The sequence below is a fragment of the Sphingobium phenoxybenzoativorans genome (assembly GCF_001757355.1).
GTDB lineage: Bacteria > Pseudomonadota > Alphaproteobacteria > Sphingomonadales > Sphingomonadaceae > Sphingobium > Sphingobium phenoxybenzoativorans.
The window spans coordinates 15,237-34,665 of sequence record NZ_MINO01000006.1; the positions used below are offsets into that span (position 1 = coordinate 15,237).

The following is a 19,429-nucleotide window of genomic DNA, read 5'->3' on the forward strand; positions in this document are numbered from 1 at the left end:
CCCCTCGACATAGCTATTCGAGATTGAAGGACCGCTCAGGCCATAGTGATTCCATATGAGTTTAGTCGGGCAGGGCGGCCACAAAAGCCGTCACCACCGCCGCGGAATTGGCGGACGCCAGGGCCATGAAAGCGTGCATCTGGTTCGCCTCCGCATCCCCTCCGGCCAGATCGGACAAGCTGCGAAACCCAAGGAAGGGGACGCCATTGGCGAAGGCGACCTGCGCGACGGCGGCGCTCTCCATATCCAGCACGCGGGCATCATATGTGTCGAACAAATAGCTTCTGTAGGCGGCGTTATCGACAAAGGCTGGACCGCTTATGCCTTGCCCGCCAACCACAATCGCGGGTTTCCGGTCGAGGCATTGCTCCACCGCCGCCGCCGCACAACGGTTCAGCCGAATCTCTCCGGCTACCTTGCTTGCCAAAGCGAGAAGGGTGGGGTCGACGGAAAAGGCTGCGCGCGTCACAGGCCCTGTGGCCGTGCTGCTGGTGGTGACCAGCCGGGGGTGCATCATGCCGTAATTGGGCCTGCTTCCGTCAGTGAGCGCCGCAACGGGGGCAAAGCCGTCCGCTGTTTCGCGCGCCATCAACACTTCCAGATATTGTCCCCAACTGTCCGGGATGACGACATCGCCAATATGCAGGGACGGGTCGACTCCGCCGGCAATGCCGGAAAACAGGATGCGGGACACGGCAAAACGGTCGATCAGCAACTGCGCGTTCATGGCGGCGTTGACCATGCTGACGCCGCTTTCCATCAGGATCACCGGTTTGCCCGCGAGCGTGCCCGTGACGATAATCTTGCCGTTGACGGTTTCGTCCCTGCGATCGGCTATCGCGCCTTCCAGCGCGGCGCGCTCCGGCGGGAAGGCGATCATGATGGCGGTGCGTTTCGTTCCGTCGCGCTCTCCCGCAAAGGCTGGAGGAGCAATCGCCGCCAACAAAAGCCACAGCGCAATCACGGCAATTCTCATTACGTCCCTTTCCGAAGCGCGGAATCGCGTCGCGGGACACAATGTTCTTCAGCATATGCCCGGTTGCAAGAAGGCCCTTGCCCGGAAATGAAAAAGGGGCGGACCATATGAGCGGTCCACCCCTTTTCCGAAAACTGTGCTGACGCGAAATTACATCGCGTTGGCAGCGTTCTCCGCAACATTTGCAGCGTTCGCAGCCACGTCAGCAGCGTTGTCTGCAACAGCAGCGGCGTTGTCCACAACATTCTCGATGGCTTCGTTAGAAGCGTTCGCGGTCTCGTTGGCGGGCGTCCCACCGCAAGCGGCGAGCGCCATCAGGCCGGCCGAAGCGAAAACAATGGCGATCTTCTTCATCTTGTATGGCTCCCATAGCATTTGCCGCGCGGACGTTTCAGGCCCGACGCGAGTGACCGGCATTACCGTGTGCGGTGCACAAATCAATGTTTTTTTGGGTCGATGAAACGAAGGTTAGCGGCGATGACATGTTGTCTATCTGCAAACTTCACTTTGCGGACAGGCTTTCCGGGGCATTGGCGGCCACCGCCAGCATAGCGGTCCAGGCCGCCACATTCTGCCGCACCTGTTGCGGATCGACCTTGTCGAACGTGTCATCTGCGGTGTGATGCAGATCGAAATAACGGGTGCCGTCCTGTTGCAGATCGACCGTCGCGACTCCGGCCTTCACGAACAGCGCATTGTCTGCGCCGCCGGACGCCGGATGCTCTCCCTTGCCGATACCAAGGGGGATGAGCGCCGTTGCGATTCGGTCCGCAACCGCCTTGGCGGATTCGGGAAAGGCGAAGTCGACGCGCCAGATGCGATCCGCGCCGAAATCCGATTCCGATGTCAGCATATGCAGTTCGTTCTTGTGCGCTTCGAAATAGGCGTTGCCGCCATACGACCCGACTTCCTCTGCGCCGGCAAGCAGGATGCGGATGGTCCGCCGCGGGGTCCCGGCGTCCATGATGCGCTTCGCCGCCGCGCTGACGATGGCGACGCCCGCCGCATCGTCGATGGCGCCCGTGCCCAGGTCCCAACTGTCGAGATGGCCGGTGATCATGATGATGCCCGCCGACGGATCGCTGCCCGGCACCTCGGCAATGACATTGCCTGATTCCTGCTTGCCATTTAATTGCGGCGTCAACAGCAGCTTCATCGTGATCGGCTTGCCGCGCTTCACCATGCGTTCGATCTGATCGGCGTCGGGGCCGGACAGGGCGGCCGCGGGAATCGGCTGCACGCCCTCCTCGAACCGGGTGACGCCGGTATGCGGCATGCGATGATTGTCCGTGCCGATCGATTTGATGACGATCGCCGCCGCGCCCTTCTTGGCCGCCATGTTCGGCCCCACGAAGCGCGCCATGCCATAGGCGCCATAGCTGGACCCGTCCTGTGTCGGCATCATCTGGTTGCTGACGAAGGCGATCTTGCCTTTCAGGCTCCCGTCCGGCGCGGCCTGAAGATCGGCGATCGTCGGGAAATAGACGATTTCGGCTTCAAGCCCCTTCTTGCCGGTCGACCCGCTATTGCCCAGCGCCGCGACGATCAGCTTTTGCGGGAAGGGGGCGACGATGCTCGCCTCCTCCTCGCCACGCACCCAGGCGGGCATCATATAGGTTTCGATCCGCACATTGCTGAAACCCAGCGCCTTCAGCTTCGCGGCGGCCCAGGTCCTTGCCTCCGCTTCCTTCGCCGTTGCGGCCGGGCGGGGTCCGACTTCGGTCGTCAGCCCCTCGATAATGTCCATGGCCACATCGTCACGCAACGCCGCGTCGCGCATCGCCGCCACATTGGAGAAGGTGGCGGGGACCATATCCGGCCCCTTGTCGAGAGCAGGCGGAGCGGCATGGGCGAGGCTGGCGATGAGGAGGGACAGGGCGGCGGCGGGGAGGGCGATTTTCTGCATGGCGGCCATGCTAACCGGCATTTCGCCATTTGCCAACGCGCCCCGCCTTCGCTAACTCGGCCCGGATTCCCCCTATCCGCACATTCCGGAGCAGCCGAACCCATGTCCGCCTCCTCGCAATACGCCTATGTCATGAAGAGCATGACCAAGAGCTTCCCCGGCGCCGCGAAGCCGGTGCTGAGCAACATCAACCTGCAATTCTATCGCGGGTCCAAGATCGGCATTGTCGGCCCCAACGGCGCGGGCAAGTCGACCCTGATCAAGATCATGGCCGGCATCGACAAGGATTTCAGCGGTGAGGCATGGCCCGGCGAGAACATCACCGTCGGCTATCTGCCGCAGGAGCCGCAGCTCGACCCGAACAAGACGGTGCTGGAAAACGTCAAGGACGGCGCGCGCGACATCGCGGACAAGATGGACCGGTTCAACGAGATCAGCATGATCATGGCCGATCCGCCGGAGGACGTCGATTTCGACGCCCTGATGGAGGAGATGGGCACGCTGCAGGAGCAGATCGACGCCGTTGACGGCTGGACGCTCGACAACCAGTTGGAAATCGCGATGGAGGCCCTGCGCTGCCCGCCGTCGGACTGGAGCGTCGAGAGCCTGTCGGGCGGTGAAAAGCGCCGCATCGCGCTCACCCGCCTGCTGATCCAGAAGCCGGACATCCTGCTGCTCGACGAACCGACCAACCATCTCGACGCCGAAAGCGTCACCTGGCTGGAAAATCATCTGAAGGAATATGCGGGTTCGGTGCTGATGATCACCCACGACCGCTATTTCCTCGACAATGTAGTCGGCTGGATCCTGGAACTCGATCGGGGGAAATATTTCCCGTACGAGGGCAATTACTCCACCTATCTGGAGAAGAAGGCCAAGCGTCTGGAGCAGGAGGACCGCGAAGCCACCGGCCGCCAGAAGGCGATCAATGACGAGCTGGAGTGGATTCGCGCCGGCGTGAAGGGGCGTCAGACCAAATCGAAGGCCCGTATTCGGAAGTTCGAGGAACTGGTCGCTGGCCAGGAAAACCGCTCGCCCGGCAAGGCCCAGATCGTCATCCAGGTGCCGGAACGGCTTGGCGGCAAGGTGATCGAGGCCAAGAACATCTCCAAAGCCTATGGCGACAAGCTGCTTTTCGAAAACCTCTCCTTCCTGCTGCCGCCGGGCGGCATTGTGGGCGTGATCGGCCCGAACGGCGCGGGTAAATCGACGCTGTTTAAGCTCCTCACCGGTCAGGAGCAGCCCGATTCCGGTGAGATCGACATCGGTTCGACCGTGCGCCTCGGCTATGTCGACCAGAGCCGCGACCATCTCGACGGGTCAAAGAATGTCTGGGAGGAGATTTCGGACGGCCTCGACTATGTGAAGGTCAACGGCCACGACATGTCGACCCGCGCCTATGTCGGCGCGTTCAACTTCAAGGGGCAGGATCAGCAGAAGAATGTCGGCAAGCTGTCCGGCGGTGAGCGCAACCGCGTCCACATCGCCAAGATGCTGAAAAAGGGCGGCAACGTCCTGCTGCTCGACGAACCGACCAACGACCTTGACGTGGAAACGCTGGGCGCGCTGGAGGAAGCGATCGAGAATTTCGCCGGTTGCGCCGTGGTCATCAGCCACGACCGCTTCTTCCTTGACCGCTTGGCGACACACATCCTGGCCTTTGAGGGCGACAGCCATGTCGAATGGTTCGAAGGCAATTTCGAAGCCTATGAGGAAGACAAGCGCCGCCGCCTAGGCGACGCGGCGGATCGCCCAACCCGGTTGGCGTACAAGAAACTGACGCGATAGGGGCGGGATAGAGGGCCGGCGGACATCGTTCGGTCCAATAGACCGCCGTCATCCCGGATTTGATCGGGGATCCACGGTCGCAAACGCTTGTGCGGTCACGCCGTCGTGGAGCCAATAGATCCCGCATCAGGTGCGGGATGACGAAGGAGGTGGGAGTGCGGCCTGAGTGCGACCAACATGAGACACAAGTGCGACTCAGATGCGGCTTGCATGAGACCAACATGCGACGCGAGTGCGACGCACATGAGACTCACCTGCGACGTGGATGAGACTCAAGTGCGACCCGGATGCGACTCATGTGAGACGCAACTGGGACGTGAGTGCGACGCACATGCGACCTACATGAGACGCACACGCGACGTATGTGACACCAACATGCGACTTTTCTGCTACTTTGCCGCTCGAAACGCGTCACAACCCGCAACTTCCGCAACTTCGCTCGATCATCCTCTTTTCAACCGAGGGACAGGAGGCGGCCGGGCTACCCGAAGGCGCGGGAAAGTGAAGGCTGTTGTATCCTTGCCAATCCGGCCGGAAGCCGGGCTGTCACACCGTGGCGCGCTTCTCAAATCCCGTCAGTTCGGTCATGGCGGCATCGCTTACTGCAATCCCGGCGACCCGCGCCGCCGATGGCCCGTCATGCGCCAGCGCGACAAACCGCTCGACCACGTCGGCTTCGCCCTGCACCACTGCCTCGACGGACCCGTCCATCCGGTTCCGCACCCATCCGGTCAGGCCCAGTCCCTTGGCGATGTCCACCGTCCAGTTGCGATAGAATACGTCTTGCACCCTGCCGCTTATCAACAGATGCCGGGCGATTACGGCCACTTACCGCACCCGCTTTACATAGACTTGCCCGCCCTCGCGCTTTTCCGTGACGAAATTGGGCACGGCTTCCATGAGGTCGGACAGCCGCTTGAAGCCATAATTGCGCGAATCAAAGCTGGACCGGTTCCCCGCGAGCTGACCCACCGTGCCGAGCAGCGCAAAGCCCCGTTCGTCCCGCTTGGCGCTGTCATAAGCATCGACCAGCAGCTTGATGAGTTCGTCATCAAGCTTGAGCGGGGCAGGGGCCTCCGCCGCGCCCGCCGTCGATTCCTTTGAGGCTTCGGCAAGGGCCGTCTCCCGCCCGCCCAGCGCGGCAACGTCGATAAACCGCGTGCACGCCCGCCGGAATCCCTCCGGCGTATTGGCGGTGCCAAAGCCATAGACGGGAATGCCATCCTGCCTGATCCGCGTGACCAGTGGCGTAAAGTCGCTGTCACTCGACATCAGGCCGAAACCCTGAACCCGGCCGCTGAATAGCAGGTCCATGGCGTCGATCGTCATCTTCATATCGGTGGCGTTCTTGCCTTTGGTGAGGTCGAACTGCTGTTGCGGCTCGATCGCTTGGGTAATGGACAGGTTCGCCCATGTCTTGAGCGCGGGCTTGCTCCAATTGCCATAGGCGCGGCGGATATTCACCGTGCCCAGCTCTGCCAGTACGGTCAGCACCGGGTCGAAATGCGCCGCCGACGCATTGTCCGCATCGATCAGCAGGGCGACATTGCCGCTGGGCGCTCCGTTGGACGACATGGCTTATCCTCTCCTGCCGGAACCGGCTCAGGCGGGCGAGAACGCGCCGCTCTGTTCGTCCAGCACATGCAATTGCCCGTCCGCGATCGCGAAGAACGCGCCGACCAGCTTCAGGCTACCATTGCGTTCCTTGGACCGGACGCAGGGGAAGGTGCGCAGATTGTCGAGCGACACCTTCACGCCTTCCTGCTCCATCGCCCGGTGTGCATCGCGGCCCCGGTCATCCCCATATTCGGCGACCACCTTCTCCCGTGCGCCGTCCAGCAGGTCGATCCAGTTGGCGATGAAGCCGCCTTCGCCGGGAGGGGCATCCTTCAGCTCCTGGCTCAGCGCGGCCTTGCATCCGCCGCATTTTCCGTGGCCCATCACCACGATCTCGCCGACCTTCAGCACCTGCACCGCAAACTCCAGCGCGGCAGACACGCCATGGTGGCCAGGATTGGTTTCAAAAGGAGGAACCAGCGCAGCCACATTCCGCACGACGAAAATCTCGCCTGGACTGGTGTCGAATATCTGCGTCGGATCAACCCGGCTGTCGGAGCAGGCGATCACCATCACCTTGGGGTTTTGCCCCTCGCTCAGTTCGTCCCAGCGCTCACGCTGCTGCGCCCAGCCTGTTTCGCGAAAACGCCGGTAACCGGCCAGCATGCCATTGAAATCGGTCATCGTAGATGCTCCTAACTGGCACAGGCGTTAGGATGCGCGCGCGGCACTGGCAAGACTCGATGGGGATCGCTATGTGAACGGCATGAACGAAATCTCCCGCATCGACACGCCGCAGCCCCGCCAGCGCAAGCCCGACTGGATTCGCGTGAAAGCGCCGACCAGCCCCGGCTATGTCGAAACCAAGAAATTGATGCGCGAAAAGGGCCTTGCGACCGTCTGCGAGGAGGCCGCATGCCCCAATATCGGCGAATGCTGGAGCAAAAAGCACGCCACGGTGATGATCCTGGGCGACACCTGCACCCGCGCCTGCGCCTTCTGCAACGTCAAGACAGGCATGCCCCGCCGGGTCGATCCCCTGGAGCCGATGCATCTGGCGGAGGCTGCTGCGGAAATGGGTCTGGAGCATATCGTCATCACCTCGGTCGACCGGGACGATCTGCCGGACGGCGGCGCATCGCAATTCGTCAAGGTTATCAATGAACTGCGCCGCACGACGCCGAACACGACGATCGAAATCCTGACGCCTGACTTCCGCAACAAGCATGAGGCCGCCGTCGCCGCCATCGTGGAGGCGCGGCCGGACGTCTATAACCATAATCTGGAAACCGTCCCCCGCCTGTATCCGACCATCCGGCCCGGCGCACGCTACTATGCCTCGCTCCGTCTGCTGGAGATGGTGAAGCGGCTTGATCCGTCCATCTTCACCAAGTCCGGCATCATGGTCGGATTGGGCGAGGAGCGGCTGGAGGTGCATCAGGTGATGGACGATATGCGCTCGGCCGATATCGATTTCCTGACCATGGGCCAGTATCTGCAGCCCACGCCCAAGCACGCCAAGGTCATGGATTTCGTGACCCCGCAGACCTTCAACGCCTATGCCGCCATCGCGCGTGCGAAGGGCTTTCTGCAGGTCGCCGCCAGTCCGCTCACCCGGTCCAGCTATCATGCGGGCAAGGATTTCGCGGAAATGCGCGCCGCGCGCGAGGCGCAACTGGCAAAGGCCGCCAATGCCCACGCATAAGGAAACGCGGCGTCTTCCCTATACTCCTGAACAGATGTTCGACCTTGTTGCGGACGTCCAGCGCTACGAGGATTTCCTTCCCTGGGTGAGCGCGATCAGGATACGGTCGGACAGCGACACGGAAATGGTCGCGGACATGATCGTGGGCTTCAAGGGCTTGCGGGAGACGGTGACGTCAAAGGTCAACAAGCGCCGCCCGGAGGAGATCCATGTCGATTATGTCGATGGTCCTCTCAAGCATCTGCACAACCATTGGCGCTTCCGGCCGGATGACGGGGACGGCGTGCTGGTGGATTTCGAGGTCGCGTTTGAATTCAAGAACAAGCTGTTCGAGATGATCGCCGGCCAGATGTTCGACAGCGCCCTGCGCAAGATGATCGGCGCATTTGAGGCGCGGGCTGTGGCGCTCTACGGAACGGGCGAGTCGGGCAGCAGCAAATCGAGCGCGACCAACGCGGCCTGAAGGCGGACGCCGCCGCGCCCATTATCTTCGAAATGCCGCATATCCGCGACAACATTGTCCGGGCTCGATCCTCTTTCCGCACGGGCGAATACGACCGTGCCCACCGGCTTGTTGTCCGACCCGCCGCCAGGACCGGCAACTCCGGTGATCGCAACAGCCACATGCGCGTGCGATTTCTCCAGCGCCCCCTGCGCCATCGCCCAGGCCGTCGCGATGGAAACAGCGCCGAAAGTATCAAGCACGTCGTGCGATACCTTCAGGACTTCATTCTTCATGCCGTTGGAATAGGTAATAAAACCAGCGTCGAACACCTCCGACGATCCCGGAATTTCCGTGATCGCGGCCGACACCAGCCCCCCTGTGCAGCTTTCCGCGACCGCAATGGTGCGTCCCGCCCGGCGGTTGGCGGCAACGACATCCTGAGCCTTGCGGACAAGTTCTGGGGGAAGGATCGTATCGGGCATCCGGCTACTCTATGTCGGGAAGGGAGAGGGTGGCAATCGCCTGCGCGGCAATGCCTTCGCCACGGCCGGTAAAACCCAGCCGCTCGGTCGTGGTGGCCTTTACGCTGACCCGGCCTATCGAAACACCTAGCAGTTCCGCAACCCGTGCGCGCATTGCGTCCCGATGCGGACCAACCTTCGGCCGCTCGCAGATGATCGTCAGGTCGACATGAGAGATGATGCCGCCCCGCGCCTCTACCCGCTGCCGGGCGAATTCCAGGAAACGCCATGACGCCGCGCCCCGCCATTGCGGGTCAGATGGCGGAAAGTGGCTGCCAATATCGCCTTCGGCCAGTGCGCCCAGCAACGCATCGACCAGCGCATGCAACGCCACATCGGCGTCGCTATGACCGGACAATCCTTTGTCATGCGGAACTTGTATTCCGCACAGCCACAATTCTTCCTTCTCGACCAGTCGGTGAACGTCATATCCCAAACCGGTGCGCGCACTCCGGCTTCCGGCAAAAACCTTCTCCGCCGCGGAGAAATCCTCCGGCAATGTCAGTTTCTCAAGCATTCGATCACCCATAACAAGCGCGACGTCATGACCCGCCGCACGCAATATCTGCGCATCGTCGGTGGCATCCGTTTCAGCGCTCCACAGCCGATGCGCGGCCAGAATTTCCGCGAAGGCAAATGCCTGAGGAGTTTGCACCCGGTTGATCACTGACCGGTCGACAACTTCGCCCAGGACGGTGTCGCCCAGCGCAATCGTATCCACGACCGGAAGAACCGGAATGGCTCCCTGTGCATCACCCAATGCGCTGAGCAGCCGGTCGATAACGGCGGAGGAAAGAAAGGGCCGCGCCGCATCATGGATCAACACCGTGGAAGGCGAACCCGCCGACGCCAGATGTTCCAGCGCGGCCCGCACCGATTTCTGCCGGGTGGCGCCGCCAAGGACGACTGCGATCGGGCTGCGCCCACCCATCGCCGCCATGACGGCCTGTTCCTGTCCCTCGCCGGTCACAAGCAGAACCCCATCGATTCCGTCATGCTCGGCCAGCCGGTCAAAGGCATGGGCCAGCACCGCCCTGCCGCCAATCCTGCGGAATTGCTTCGGGGTATCGCCACCGGCGCGCTCGCCTCGGCCCGCTGCGACGATAATGGCGATGGTTGCGCCGTCGATGGACCCCAATGTCATGACGCGCCGCATAGCCCAGCAGGATGGGTCCCGCCAGTATCTTGCTGATTTGCCCTATACAGGCTAAGGCGCTGCCTGATTTTTAGGCAGAGCAATGCAGCAGTTGAAGTCCATTTCCATTGGCGGCGTCATTATCGACGCCCCCGTTATCCTCGCGCCGATGACTGGCGTGACCGATATGCCGTTCCGTACCCTCGTGCGGCGCTACGGCTGCGGCCTCAATGTGACCGAGATGATCGCTTCCGCGGCCATGATTCGCGAAACCCGCCAGTCATTGCAGAAGGCCGCCTGGCACCCGGTGGAGGAACCGGTGTCCATGCAGCTTGCCGGATGCTCGCCCGTGGAAATGGCGGAGGCTGCAAAGCTCAATGCAGATCGCGGCGCGGCGATCATCGATATCAATATGGGCTGCCCGGTGAAGAAGGTCGTCAACGGCGACGCCGGCAGTGCCCTGATGCGGGACCTGCCGCTTGCGGCTGCGCTGATCGAAGCTACCGTCAAGGCTGTCGATGTGCCCGTCACGGTCAAGATGCGGATGGGCTGGGACCATGCCAGCCTGAACGCCCCGGAACTCGCCCGTATTGCGCAGGATCTCGGTGCAAAGATGATCACCGTACATGGCCGGACCCGGAACCAGATGTATAAGGGTTCTGCCGACTGGGCCTTCGTACGGAAGGTCAAGGATGCCGTTTCGCTTCCGGTCATCGTCAATGGCGACATCTGTTCGATCGAGGATGCCGAGACTGCGCTGGCCCAGAGCGGCGCAGATGGCGTCATGATCGGGCGGGGCGCTTATGGCCGCCCCTGGCTCATCGGGCAGGTGATGCACTGGTTCGCCACCGGCCAGCACCGCCCGGACCCATCGATCGATGAACAATATGCGGTGATCTCCGGCCACTATCGCGCGATGCTCGACCATTATGGACGCGAAACCGGCGTAAACATGGCGCGCAAGCATATCGGCTGGTATACAAAGGGGCTGCCCGGTTCGGCGGAATTCCGCAATGCCGTCAATCAGGAACCGGATGCGGACAAGGCGTTGGCCATGCTCGCCCGTTTCTACGATCCCTTTCTGGCGCGTGCGGCTGCTTGACCGTGGCCGTCGGGCCGGCCCCCCCAAGCAGACAGGGCCGCGAGCAGCCATCGCTCGCTGATATCGTAACCGCCTATCCGGTGGCGACCCTGGTGGTCGACCCGGACAACCGGATCGCCAACGCCAATGTACGGGCAGAAACCCTGCTGAATATGGCGCGATCAGCCATTGTTGGCAGCGATATTACGCGCACCATCCGCATGGCGGATGTCCAGGGCCGTTTCGATATCTGGCACACTGACAAGCCGCTTTCCGCCTATGACGTGCAGGTTCATGCCGGGCGGACCGCGGCGATGGAGGTTGACCTTATGGTCGCGCCAATTCCCGATCATGAGGGCTGGCGCGTCGTGTCCATTCATGTGCAGAGCGAGGCGCAGAAAATCGCTCAGCGCCGCACAGCCGGCGGCACGCGATCGGCCATGGGCGCCGCGGCGATACTGGCGCACGAGATCAAGAATCCGCTCTCCGGCATCAGGGGCGCCGCTCAGTTGCTGGAAAGCGAGAATGACGCTGGCGCATCGACCCTCACCCAACTCATCTGCAATGAAGTCGATCGGATTGCGGCGCTGATCGACCGCATGCAGGATTTCACGACCGACCGTCCCCTGACATGCGGGCCGGAGAATATCTATCCTTTGATCGACAGGGCTGCGCGGCTGGCATCGGCCGGTTTTGGGCAGAATATCAAGATCACCAAGAGATATGATCCCTCTCTGCCTTTCGCGATCATCAATGATGATGCATTGGTGCAGGTGATGATCAACCTCCTCAAAAATGCGGCGGAGGCTCTGGAGGGCGTGGAAAAACCGCAGGTCCGCATTGTCACCGCTTTCCGTCATGGTGTCTCGGTCATGATGGGCAGCGGCAAGGGTAATGCTGTCCTGCCGATAGAGATATTGGTGATCGACAATGGTCCCGGCGTGCCGGAGAATATCCGGGATCATCTTTTCAATCCCTTCATCACGGGCAAACGCGACGGGCAGGGGCTTGGGCTGGCGCTCGTAGATAAGCTTGTGCGCGACATGAACGGATTTGTGCAGCATATGCGGGACGACGATGCAGGCGAGACGACCTTTCGCATCCTGCTTCCGATGGGGATGGGATGATGGGGCAAGCCACCGGCAAGATTCTGGTCGTCGATGACGATCCCGCCATTTGCATCGTGGTGGGCGAGGCGCTCCGACGTCAAGGACACAAGGTCAAAACCGCTGCATCCATAAGAGAGCGCACAGCCCTGATGTGCGATTTTGCGCCGGACGTCCTTATCACCGACGTCATGCTGCCGGACGGGGATGGGTTGGAAGGGGTTGCGGACCTGATCGCCCAGGACCCGGCCATGAACGTGATCATCCTGTCTGCGCAAAATACCCTCAACACTGCCGTTCGCGCCACGGAGAAGGGGGCCTTTGAATATCTCCCCAAGCCCTTCGATCTGAATGAACTGACCCGCGCAGTCGCCGATGCGATCACCATCCGTCAGCAATCGGATGGCGACGAGGAAAGAGACTCGCTCGGCGCCAGCAGTGACGGTATGCCACTGGTTGGCCGCTCTCCGGCGATGCAAGAAGTTTACAGGACAATCGCCAGGGTCATCTCCAACGATCTGAGCATCCTGGTGCTCGGCGAATCCGGCACCGGCAAGGAACTGGTGGCGCAGGCCATTCACGGTCTTGGCCGGCGGCGGGCAAAGCCCTTCGTCGCCATCAACATGGCCGCGATTCCCCGCGAACTTATTGAGGCTGAACTGTTCGGCTATGAGCGGGGTGCCTTTACCGGCGCGCATACCCGGACCGCTGGCAAATTCGAACAGGCCGAGGGCGGCACGCTGTTCCTGGACGAAATTGGCGACATGCCCATGGAGGCACAGACGCGGCTGCTGCGCGTACTTCAATCGGGTGAGGTCACTACGGTTGGCGGCTCGACGCCGGTCAAGGTCAATGTCCGCATCATCGCTGCGACCAATCAGCAATTGCCTGCACTGATCGCCGAGAGCCGTTTTCGCGAAGATCTCTATTATCGCCTGAACGTCGTCCCGATCTCTCTGCCTGCCTTGCGCGAGCGCGGCGAGGATGTTGCTCTCCTTGCCCGCCATTTCCTGGATATCGCCGCCAATGAAGGGCTGCCGCGCAAGACCCTAGCCGACGATGCCGCAGGATTGCTCGGTGGCTATCATTGGCCGGGCAATGTGCGTGAATTGCAGAATCTGATGCAGCGTATGGCCGTGCTGAGCCGGGAAAATGTCATTACAGGCGAGATCGTCCGGCAGAATCTCTCGCTGGATTCCATTGCGGGCGCGCACGCCAGCGCCAGCGCGGATAATCTGGCCGCGTCCATGCGGGAATGGCTTCGTAGCCAGTTGGGTGTCGGCCAGACGCCGCGGGAAACACTGCATGACGATATGCTGGCGATCGTTGAACCAGTGCTGCTACGGGAAACCTTGCGCAGTGTGGATGGCAATCAGATACGCGCGGCCAGCCTCCTGGGGATCAACCGGAACACTCTGCGCAAAAAGCTGACAGACTATGGTCTCGATCCGGCGAATATCCGGCAAGGCGAATAACCCCGACCATGGTCCATTTCGACCAACCGGCCAAGACTGTCGCCCAACGGGAGATTGACAGCAAATTGCTGTGTTTGATTGGGCACGCTATTGTTGTATTGATGCAACGATGACGGACGAAGCGATTGATCCTGCTGGCGATGGCGAGGCCAAGGACTGGCGTCGATTCCTGCCGGCGAGCATGCGGTCGCGCGATTTTGCCGTCCTGCTTGAAATCGGCACGTTATTGCTGTTTCTGTGCACGGCCGGCCTTACCTACATGCTGGTTTCCAGCCAGGGCCAATCATATACACTGTTGACCCCGCCAATCGTTGCGCTCCTGCTGGTCGCCAATCTGGTGCCTGCAATCGCTTTGCTCGTGCTGCTCGGACGGCGCGTTGCGAAGCGGAGGGCGGCGCGTTCGGCCGTCGGCAGCGACGGGCAGCTTCATGTCCGACTTGTCGCCATCTTCTCCACAATCGCCAGCGTACCGATGCTTCTGGTCGTGATCTTCGCCTCGCTGCTGTTCCAATATGGCGTACAGTTCTGGTTCTCGGACAGCGCGCGAGGGATGCTGCAGAACGCCAGCGACTTTGCGCGCGGATATTATGAACAGAATGTCCGTGAGGTCGGTGACGAGACTCTGACGATGGCAAGCGACCTGCGCGACTATCTCGCGCAGCAAAGCGTCTCCAGCCCGAAGTTCGCCGAAGGTTATATCTATCAGGTCGTAACCCGGAAGTTGAATCGCTCTGCGATCATAGAGATTGGCAAGGACGGCGTCGCGCGTACCGCCGCCACGGTCGATCCAGACAGCCGGCCGGCAGAACAGATTCTGTCCAAGGCCGTTATCGACAAGCTTTCTGGTGGGGAAAATGTCGTCGTCAATACGCGGCCGGACCAAATCGAAGCCTTCACGCTGCTCGACCCGGACGCGAAAATCTATCTCTACGCCACCCGCGACGCCGACGCGCCTGCGTTCAGCCAAGTGGAGCGAGCGCAAGCTGTGCTCACCGACTATGACGCCTTTGCCGCGCGTTCCCGCCAGTTGCAGCTTCGCTTCAACATCGCCCTGTTTTTCGGATCGCTGCTCCTGGTGGGCATAGCGGTCTGGATCGCGCTGAAAGTCGCCGACTGGCTTGTCCGTCCAGTGAATGAGTTGGTGGATGCCGCCCGCCGTATCACGGCAGGAGATCTCTCGACCCGCGTCTCCGGCCCACATGCCCGCGACGAGATCGGTACCCTCGCCAGCGCCTTCAATCGCATGACGCAGCGGCTGGAGGCGCAGACCGGCGCGCTGGTCGCCGCCAACGGCCAGCTCGACAATCGCCGCGCCTTTATCGAAGCAATCCTGTCCGGCGTAACGGCGGGCGTGCTGTCGGTTGACCAGACAGGCATGGTCCGACTGATGAACAGTTCCGCCCTCGCCATATTGGTGGAGGAGGGGGATGATCCCCTAGGCAAGCCGCTGTCGGCGCTATCTGTCGAACTGGCGGAGTTGGTTGATGGCGGAGAGAATGCCGCGATCGTCCAGGTACGGGCGCATAGCGACCTGCGCACCCTTGCCGTCAAAGTGTCGAAAGATGCATCGGGCCACGTCCTCACCTTTGACGACATCACCCAACAACTCTCCGACCAGCGCCGCGCCGCATGGTCTGATGTCGCACGCCGCATCGCTCATGAGATCAAGAACCCGCTGACGCCCATCCAGCTCGCCGCCGAACGGCTGCAGCGGCGCTATGCGGGCGAGATTACCAATGATCCCAGCACCTTTACTCGACTTACCGGCACTATAGTCCGTCAGGTGAGCGATTTGCGCCGTATCGTCGACGAATTCTCATCTTTTGCACGTATGCCCAAGCCGCTTTTCCGGCGGGAGGCTATCGCGGATATCGCTCGCCATTCGCTGTTCCTTCACGAGGTCGCGCATCCCAATATCGCTTTCGAGTTTCATTCGGACGTTGGTGGCATGGAAATCGTCTGCGACCGGCGGCAGATCGCCCAGGCTCTGACCAACATCGTCAAGAACGCAGTCGAGGCGATCGAACCCAAACCCTCGCGAGAGGATGGCGGCTTGGCGGGCCATGTGCGCATGGACCTGTCGCTCGAAGATGATGGGAAACTGCTCATCATGGTGACTGATGACGGCATCGGCCTACCACCCGAACGTGACCGCATTTTGGAACCCTATATGACAACGCGGGCGAAGGGGACGGGACTTGGCCTCGCCATCGTCCAGAAGATCATCGAGGAACATGCCGGAGAATTGTCATTCACGGATGCGATTGGCGGCGGCGCGTGCGTGTCGATCTCGCTCGACCTGACGGCGCTGGAAAAAATGGAAGAAGGCCGGGATACGGCACCTGTGAAAGGAATAGTGACGGCTCATGACGCTTGATGTTCTGATTGTCGACGATGAGGAGGATATCCGGGATCTCGTCGCGGGCGTGCTGGAGGATGAGGGGTACGAGACTCGCACCGCCGCCCACAGTGACGCCGCCATCGAAGCGCTCAGCATGCGCCGGCCCTCGCTGGTCTTGCTTGATGTCTGGCTGCAAGGCTCCCGGCTGGATGGCCTTGAACTGCTGGAGGAGATCAAGAAGCGCGATCCGTCCATTCCCGTGCTCATGATTTCCGGTCATGGCAATATCGATACCGCCGTGGCGGCGATCCGCCGGGGCGCCGCCGATTTCATCGAAAAGCCGTTCGAGGCGGATCGTCTGCTCCATCTTGTCGCCCGCGCGACCGAGACAGAAAGGCTGCGCCGCGAAAATCAGGTTCTGCGCGCCCGTGTTGGCCAGGATGACGAACTCACCGGCAATTCCAGCGCCATCAACACTGTGCGCGCCACCATCAAAAAAGTTGCAGGCACCGGCAGCAGGGTGCTCATCTCCGGTCCGGCGGGCGTTGGCAAAGAAGTCGCCGCCCGTATGCTTCACGCCTGGAGCGGCCGCGCCGACGCGCCCTTCATCATCGTCTCCGCCGCCCGCATGGACCCGGAAAGGGTGGAGGAGGAGTTGTTCGGCATAGAGGATCAGGGCGGCATGGTGCGCCCCGGCTTCCTTGAACAGGCGCATGGCGGCACCCTCTATCTGGACGAGATAGCGGACATGCCGATCACCACCCAGGGCAAGATTCTGCGCGTTCTTACTGAGCAGAGCTTTACCCGCGTCGGCGGCCAGCGGGTGGTCAAAGTGGATGTGCGGGTCATCTCCTCCACCGCTCTCGACCTTGCGGCGGAAATTGAGGAAAAGCGTTTCCGCGAGGATCTGTTTTACCGCCTTAACGTCGTTCCACTCACCATACCGCCTCTGTCGGAACGGCGGGACGATATTCCGCCATTGGTCGAGCATTATTTCGCCCGTTTCGCTGCAGAACGGCGAGTCCCAGCGCCGGATGTGGCGACGGACGCCATGGCTGCGCTACAGGCTGGCGAATGGCCAGGCAATGTGCGGCAACTGCGCAATGTCATCGAACGGACCATGATCCTGGCGCCCGGCGACCGCATCGGACGGATCGAGCTGGACATGCTGCCCGCGGAAACCACTGGCGGCGGATCGGCCGAGAGCATGGGGCAGGGGGCCATTATGGGCGCCCCGCTAAGGGAAGCGCGGGAAAGCTTCGAGCGGGAGTATCTGCGGGTTCAGATACGCCGCTTTTCCGGCAATATCTCGCGCACCGCGACCTTCATCGGCATGGAAAGATCCGCTCTGCACCGGAAACTCAAGCTGCTGGGAATCACCGACGGTAAGGATGGCGGCTGACAGAGAAGGGGACCTATCCATATTGGCCGGACGTGCTGGTCGCATGCCCAATGGACGTCCCTTCGCAATTGCGATATGACCTGATCCGCTCCCCCCGATGCGCGGGGGACGGCACGATGCCCTGCAAGGGCGCGAGAGCGGGCAACGTCCCGCCAATAAGGAAAGGCTCGATCATGGCCGATAAACTCAACAATCTTCAGGATATTTTCCTGAACAGCCTCCGCAAGAGCAAGACCCCCGTCACCATGTTTTTGGTCAAGGGCGTAAAGCTTCAGGGCATCATCACCTGGTTCGACAACTTCTCCGTTCTGCTGCGGCGCGATGGACAATCGCAGCTCGTCTACAAGCACGCCATTTCCACGGTTATGCCCGCGCAACCGATGGATATGACCGAAGTGCGCAAGAGCGCCGAAGCCAATGACCGCAAGCCCAAGCTGCTCCAGGAAATCTTCCTGAACGCTGTGCGCAAGTCCGGCGACTCCGTCACCATGTTCCTCGTGAACGGCGTGATGCTTCAGGGTGAGATTGCCGCTTACGACCTGTTCTGCATGCTGCTCGGACGCGACGGCATGGTGCAACTGGTCTATAAGCACGCCATATCGACCGTTCAGCCCGCCCATGCGCTCGACCTCACGGCCGAGGGTGAAGGCGAGGACTGATCCCTTCACGGCAGTATCGGCATGAGTGTGTTCGAGCGCGACAGCGATGACGAGGTCACGCGCGGCGCACGCGCCATCGTGGTGCATGGCGACATGCGTGCGGACCGGCGCGATGTCGATGCCCGGCTGGAGGAGGCGAGGGGACTCGCGCTCGCCATCGGCATCGACGTCCGCGCTTCGCAAAGTTTTCGCGTGCGGGAGAAGCGCCCGGCCACGCTGTTTGGCAGCGGGCAGGTGGACAGCATCGCCGCGCTGGCGATGGACCATGAGGCAGAGTTGGTCATCGTCGACAATGCCCTGACCCCAGTCCAGCAAAGCAATCTGGAAAAGGGCACGAAGGCTAAGGTCATCGACCGCACCGGCCTAATCCTGGAAATCTTCGGTGAACGGGCCGCGACCAATGAGGGGCGGTTGCAGGTGGAGCTTGCCCATCTCGACTATCAGGCCGGACGCCTCGTCAGAAGCTGGACTCACCTTGAAAGGCAGAGGGGTGGTTTCGGCTTTCTCGGCGGTCCCGGTGAAACCCAGATAGAGGCTGACCGGCGGATGATCCGCGACCGGATGGCGAAGATCCGCCGCGAACTGGATCAGGTGACCCGCACCCGCGGCCTTCACCGCGCCCGGCGGCAAAAGGCGCCATGGCCGGTGATCGCCTTGGTCGGCTACACCAACGCCGGAAAATCAACGCTTTTCAACCGCTTGACGGGTTCTGACGTCATGGCGGAAGACCTGTTGTTCGCAACGCTCGACCCCACCATGCGGCAGATCGCACTACCCGGTCTCGACAAAGCGATCCTGTCTGACACGGTGGGTTTCGTCTCGGACCTGCCGACCCAATTGATCGCAGCTTTCCGCGCAACGCTGGAGGAGGTGATGTCCGCCGACTTGATCGTGCACGTCCGCGATGTCGCTCATCCCGATACAGAGGCGCAGCGCGCCGATGTTCTAGAGGTTCTGGCGGAACTTGGCGTTATCGGCGAGGCGGCCGACACGCGCCAACCGCCAATCATAGAGGCATGGAACAAGCTCGACCTGCTCGATTCCGAAGCAGCCGCTCATGCCCGTGAAGTCGCTGCCCGTCAGGATAATGTCGCGCTCGTATCGGCCATGACTGGGGAAGGGGTGGCCAGCCTCCAGCGGCGCATGAGTGATAGCCTGACCGCTGGCAGTACCGTCTATCATCTGACGCTTGATCCCTCCGACGGCGCCTCGCTCGCCTGGCTGCATGAGCATGGCGAAGTCCTGGCGACGAAGGGCGAGGGGGATATTTTACAAGTCGACGCCCGCCTGAGCGACGCTGCGGCGGCGCGATTTGGCGCGCGCAAGGCGTAA

18 protein-coding genes are annotated in these 19,429 nt (G+C 61.6%); 10 read left to right on the plus strand and 8 right to left on the minus strand.

Translation table 11 applies throughout. The features are described from left to right. Window positions 1-61: 61 nt before the first annotated feature. The 3 genes from BHQ40_RS04845 to BHQ40_RS04855 all read right to left on the minus strand — a co-directional run bounded on the left by BHQ40_RS04845 (window position 62) and on the right by BHQ40_RS04855 (window position 2,882). The gene (locus BHQ40_RS04845) at window positions 62-976 is read right to left on the minus strand and encodes a 5'-methylthioadenosine/S-adenosylhomocysteine nucleosidase (RefSeq protein ID WP_070153218.1); all 915 of its coding nucleotides are present in this window, start codon (window positions 974-976) and stop codon (window positions 62-64) included. A 150-nt stretch (window positions 977-1,126) separates the two neighbouring features. Further along, entirely contained in the window at window positions 1,127-1,330 is a 204-nt protein-coding gene (locus BHQ40_RS04850) for a hypothetical protein (RefSeq protein ID WP_070153221.1), read from the minus strand. 148 nt (window positions 1,331-1,478) lie between these two features. Further along, complete coding sequence (locus tag BHQ40_RS04855; RefSeq protein ID WP_070153585.1) at window positions 1,479-2,882, minus strand: M20/M25/M40 family metallo-hydrolase; 1,404 nt, start codon at window positions 2,880-2,882, stop codon at window positions 1,479-1,481. Window positions 2,883-2,984: 102 nt separating this feature from the next. On the opposite strand from BHQ40_RS04855, the gene ettA reads away from it, so the two are divergent. Then, entirely contained in the window at window positions 2,985-4,670 is a 1,686-nt protein-coding gene (ettA, locus tag BHQ40_RS04860; RefSeq protein WP_070153224.1) for an energy-dependent translational throttle protein EttA, read from the plus strand. 546 nt (window positions 4,671-5,216) lie between these two features. On the opposite strand, the gene BHQ40_RS04865 is transcribed toward ettA, so the two are convergent. The 3 genes from BHQ40_RS04865 to BHQ40_RS04875 are packed head-to-tail and all read right to left on the minus strand — an operon-like array spanning window position 5,217 to window position 6,911. Further along, on the minus strand, window positions 5,217-5,498 hold the full coding sequence (locus BHQ40_RS04865) for an acylphosphatase (RefSeq protein WP_070153227.1): 282 nt from the start codon (window positions 5,496-5,498) through the stop codon (window positions 5,217-5,219). After that, window positions 5,499-6,245: an NYN domain-containing protein gene (locus BHQ40_RS04870; RefSeq protein WP_070153230.1), complete on the minus strand. Its 747-nt coding sequence runs from the start codon at window positions 6,243-6,245 to the stop codon at window positions 5,499-5,501. It lies immediately after the preceding gene. Window positions 6,246-6,272: 27 nt separating this feature from the next. Next, window positions 6,273-6,911, minus strand: coding sequence for a carbonic anhydrase (locus BHQ40_RS04875; RefSeq protein ID WP_070153233.1), 639 nt, complete (start codon window positions 6,909-6,911; stop codon window positions 6,273-6,275). An 82-nt stretch (window positions 6,912-6,993) separates the two neighbouring features. Between BHQ40_RS04875 and lipA the strand changes: the two genes are divergently transcribed. Beyond that, a complete protein-coding gene (gene lipA, locus BHQ40_RS04880; protein WP_070153236.1) occupies window positions 6,994-7,932 on the plus strand; it encodes a lipoyl synthase in 939 nt (312 codons plus the stop codon). Then, window positions 7,919-8,395 (plus strand): type II toxin-antitoxin system RatA family toxin, encoded by a 477-nt coding sequence (locus BHQ40_RS04885; protein WP_070153239.1) that lies wholly within the window; start codon window positions 7,919-7,921, stop codon window positions 8,393-8,395. The genes lipA and BHQ40_RS04885 overlap by 14 nt, the downstream gene beginning before the upstream one ends. Here the strand turns inward: BHQ40_RS04885 and BHQ40_RS04890 are convergent. Together BHQ40_RS04890 and BHQ40_RS04895 are read right to left on the minus strand one after the other, a co-directional pair. Then, on the minus strand, window positions 8,341-8,859 hold the full coding sequence (locus tag BHQ40_RS04890) for a CinA family protein (protein WP_070153242.1): 519 nt from the start codon (window positions 8,857-8,859) through the stop codon (window positions 8,341-8,343). The two genes, BHQ40_RS04885 and BHQ40_RS04890, sit on opposite strands and share 55 nt — an antisense overlap. 4 nt (window positions 8,860-8,863) lie before the next feature. Beyond that, on the minus strand, window positions 8,864-10,054 hold the full coding sequence (locus tag BHQ40_RS04895) for a bifunctional 2-C-methyl-D-erythritol 4-phosphate cytidylyltransferase/2-C-methyl-D-erythritol 2,4-cyclodiphosphate synthase (protein WP_070153245.1): 1,191 nt from the start codon (window positions 10,052-10,054) through the stop codon (window positions 8,864-8,866). A gap of 82 nt (window positions 10,055-10,136) precedes the next feature. On the opposite strand from BHQ40_RS04895, the gene dusB reads away from it, so the two are divergent. From dusB to hflX, 7 genes are all read left to right on the plus strand, one after another. Then, entirely contained in the window at window positions 10,137-11,135 is a 999-nt protein-coding gene (gene dusB / locus BHQ40_RS04900; RefSeq protein WP_070153248.1) for a tRNA dihydrouridine synthase DusB, read from the plus strand. Beyond that, complete coding sequence (locus BHQ40_RS04905; RefSeq protein ID WP_070153251.1) at window positions 11,132-12,241, plus strand: two-component system sensor histidine kinase NtrB; 1,110 nt, start codon at window positions 11,132-11,134, stop codon at window positions 12,239-12,241. Before dusB ends, BHQ40_RS04905 begins: the two co-directional genes overlap by 4 nt. Beyond that, window positions 12,241-13,695: a nitrogen regulation protein NR(I) gene (gene ntrC / locus BHQ40_RS04910; protein WP_070153254.1), complete on the plus strand. Its 1,455-nt coding sequence runs from the start codon at window positions 12,241-12,243 to the stop codon at window positions 13,693-13,695. The genes BHQ40_RS04905 and ntrC overlap by 1 nt, the downstream gene beginning before the upstream one ends. A 181-nt stretch (window positions 13,696-13,876) precedes the next feature. Further along, window positions 13,877-16,072, plus strand: coding sequence for a sensor histidine kinase (locus tag BHQ40_RS04915; protein WP_253183269.1), 2,196 nt, complete (start codon window positions 13,877-13,879; stop codon window positions 16,070-16,072). Continuing rightward, the gene (gene ntrX / locus BHQ40_RS04920) at window positions 16,062-17,438 is read left to right on the plus strand and encodes a nitrogen assimilation response regulator NtrX (protein ID WP_070153260.1); all 1,377 of its coding nucleotides are present in this window, start codon (window positions 16,062-16,064) and stop codon (window positions 17,436-17,438) included. Before BHQ40_RS04915 ends, ntrX begins: the two co-directional genes overlap by 11 nt. 116 nt (window positions 17,439-17,554) lie before the next feature. Continuing rightward, window positions 17,555-18,097, plus strand: a complete 543-nt coding sequence (gene hfq, locus BHQ40_RS04925; RefSeq protein ID WP_083276713.1) for an RNA chaperone Hfq — start codon at window positions 17,555-17,557, stop codon at window positions 18,095-18,097. 21 nt (window positions 18,098-18,118) lie between these two features. Then, on the plus strand, window positions 18,119-19,429 hold the full coding sequence (gene hflX / locus BHQ40_RS04930; protein WP_070153267.1) for a GTPase HflX: 1,311 nt from the start codon (window positions 18,119-18,121) through the stop codon (window positions 19,427-19,429).

Bases quoted from the DNA above. Each gene is read 5' to 3' on its own strand.
- BHQ40_RS04845 (WP_070153218.1), bottom strand. From the start codon at position 976: ATGAGAATTGCCGTGATTGCGCTGTGGCTTTTGTTGGCGGCGATTGCT.
- BHQ40_RS04850 (WP_070153221.1), bottom strand. From the start codon at position 1,330: ATGAAGAAGATCGCCATTGTTTTCGCTTCGGCCGGCCTGATGGCGCTC.
- BHQ40_RS04855 (WP_070153585.1), bottom strand. From the start codon at position 2,882: ATGCAGAAAATCGCCCTCCCCGCCGCCGCCCTGTCCCTCCTCATCGCC.
- ettA (WP_070153224.1), top strand. From the start codon at position 2,985: ATGTCCGCCTCCTCGCAATACGCCTATGTCATGAAGAGCATGACCAAG.
- BHQ40_RS04870 (WP_070153230.1), bottom strand. From the start codon at position 6,245: ATGTCGTCCAACGGAGCGCCCAGCGGCAATGTCGCCCTGCTGATCGAT.
- BHQ40_RS04875 (WP_070153233.1), bottom strand. From the start codon at position 6,911: ATGACCGATTTCAATGGCATGCTGGCCGGTTACCGGCGTTTTCGCGAA.
- lipA (WP_070153236.1), top strand. From the start codon at position 6,994: ATGAACGAAATCTCCCGCATCGACACGCCGCAGCCCCGCCAGCGCAAG.
- BHQ40_RS04885 (WP_070153239.1), top strand. From the start codon at position 7,919: ATGCCCACGCATAAGGAAACGCGGCGTCTTCCCTATACTCCTGAACAG.
- BHQ40_RS04890 (WP_070153242.1), bottom strand. From the start codon at position 8,859: ATGCCCGATACGATCCTTCCCCCAGAACTTGTCCGCAAGGCTCAGGAT.
- BHQ40_RS04895 (WP_070153245.1), bottom strand. From the start codon at position 10,054: ATGCGGCGCGTCATGACATTGGGGTCCATCGACGGCGCAACCATCGCC.
- dusB (WP_070153248.1), top strand. From the start codon at position 10,137: ATGCAGCAGTTGAAGTCCATTTCCATTGGCGGCGTCATTATCGACGCC.
- ntrC (WP_070153254.1), top strand. From the start codon at position 12,241: ATGGGGCAAGCCACCGGCAAGATTCTGGTCGTCGATGACGATCCCGCC.
- BHQ40_RS04915 (WP_253183269.1), top strand. From the start codon at position 13,877: ATGCGGTCGCGCGATTTTGCCGTCCTGCTTGAAATCGGCACGTTATTG.
- ntrX (WP_070153260.1), top strand. From the start codon at position 16,062: ATGACGCTTGATGTTCTGATTGTCGACGATGAGGAGGATATCCGGGAT.
- hfq (WP_083276713.1), top strand. From the start codon at position 17,555: ATGCCCTGCAAGGGCGCGAGAGCGGGCAACGTCCCGCCAATAAGGAAA.
- hflX (WP_070153267.1), top strand. From the start codon at position 18,119: ATGAGTGTGTTCGAGCGCGACAGCGATGACGAGGTCACGCGCGGCGCA.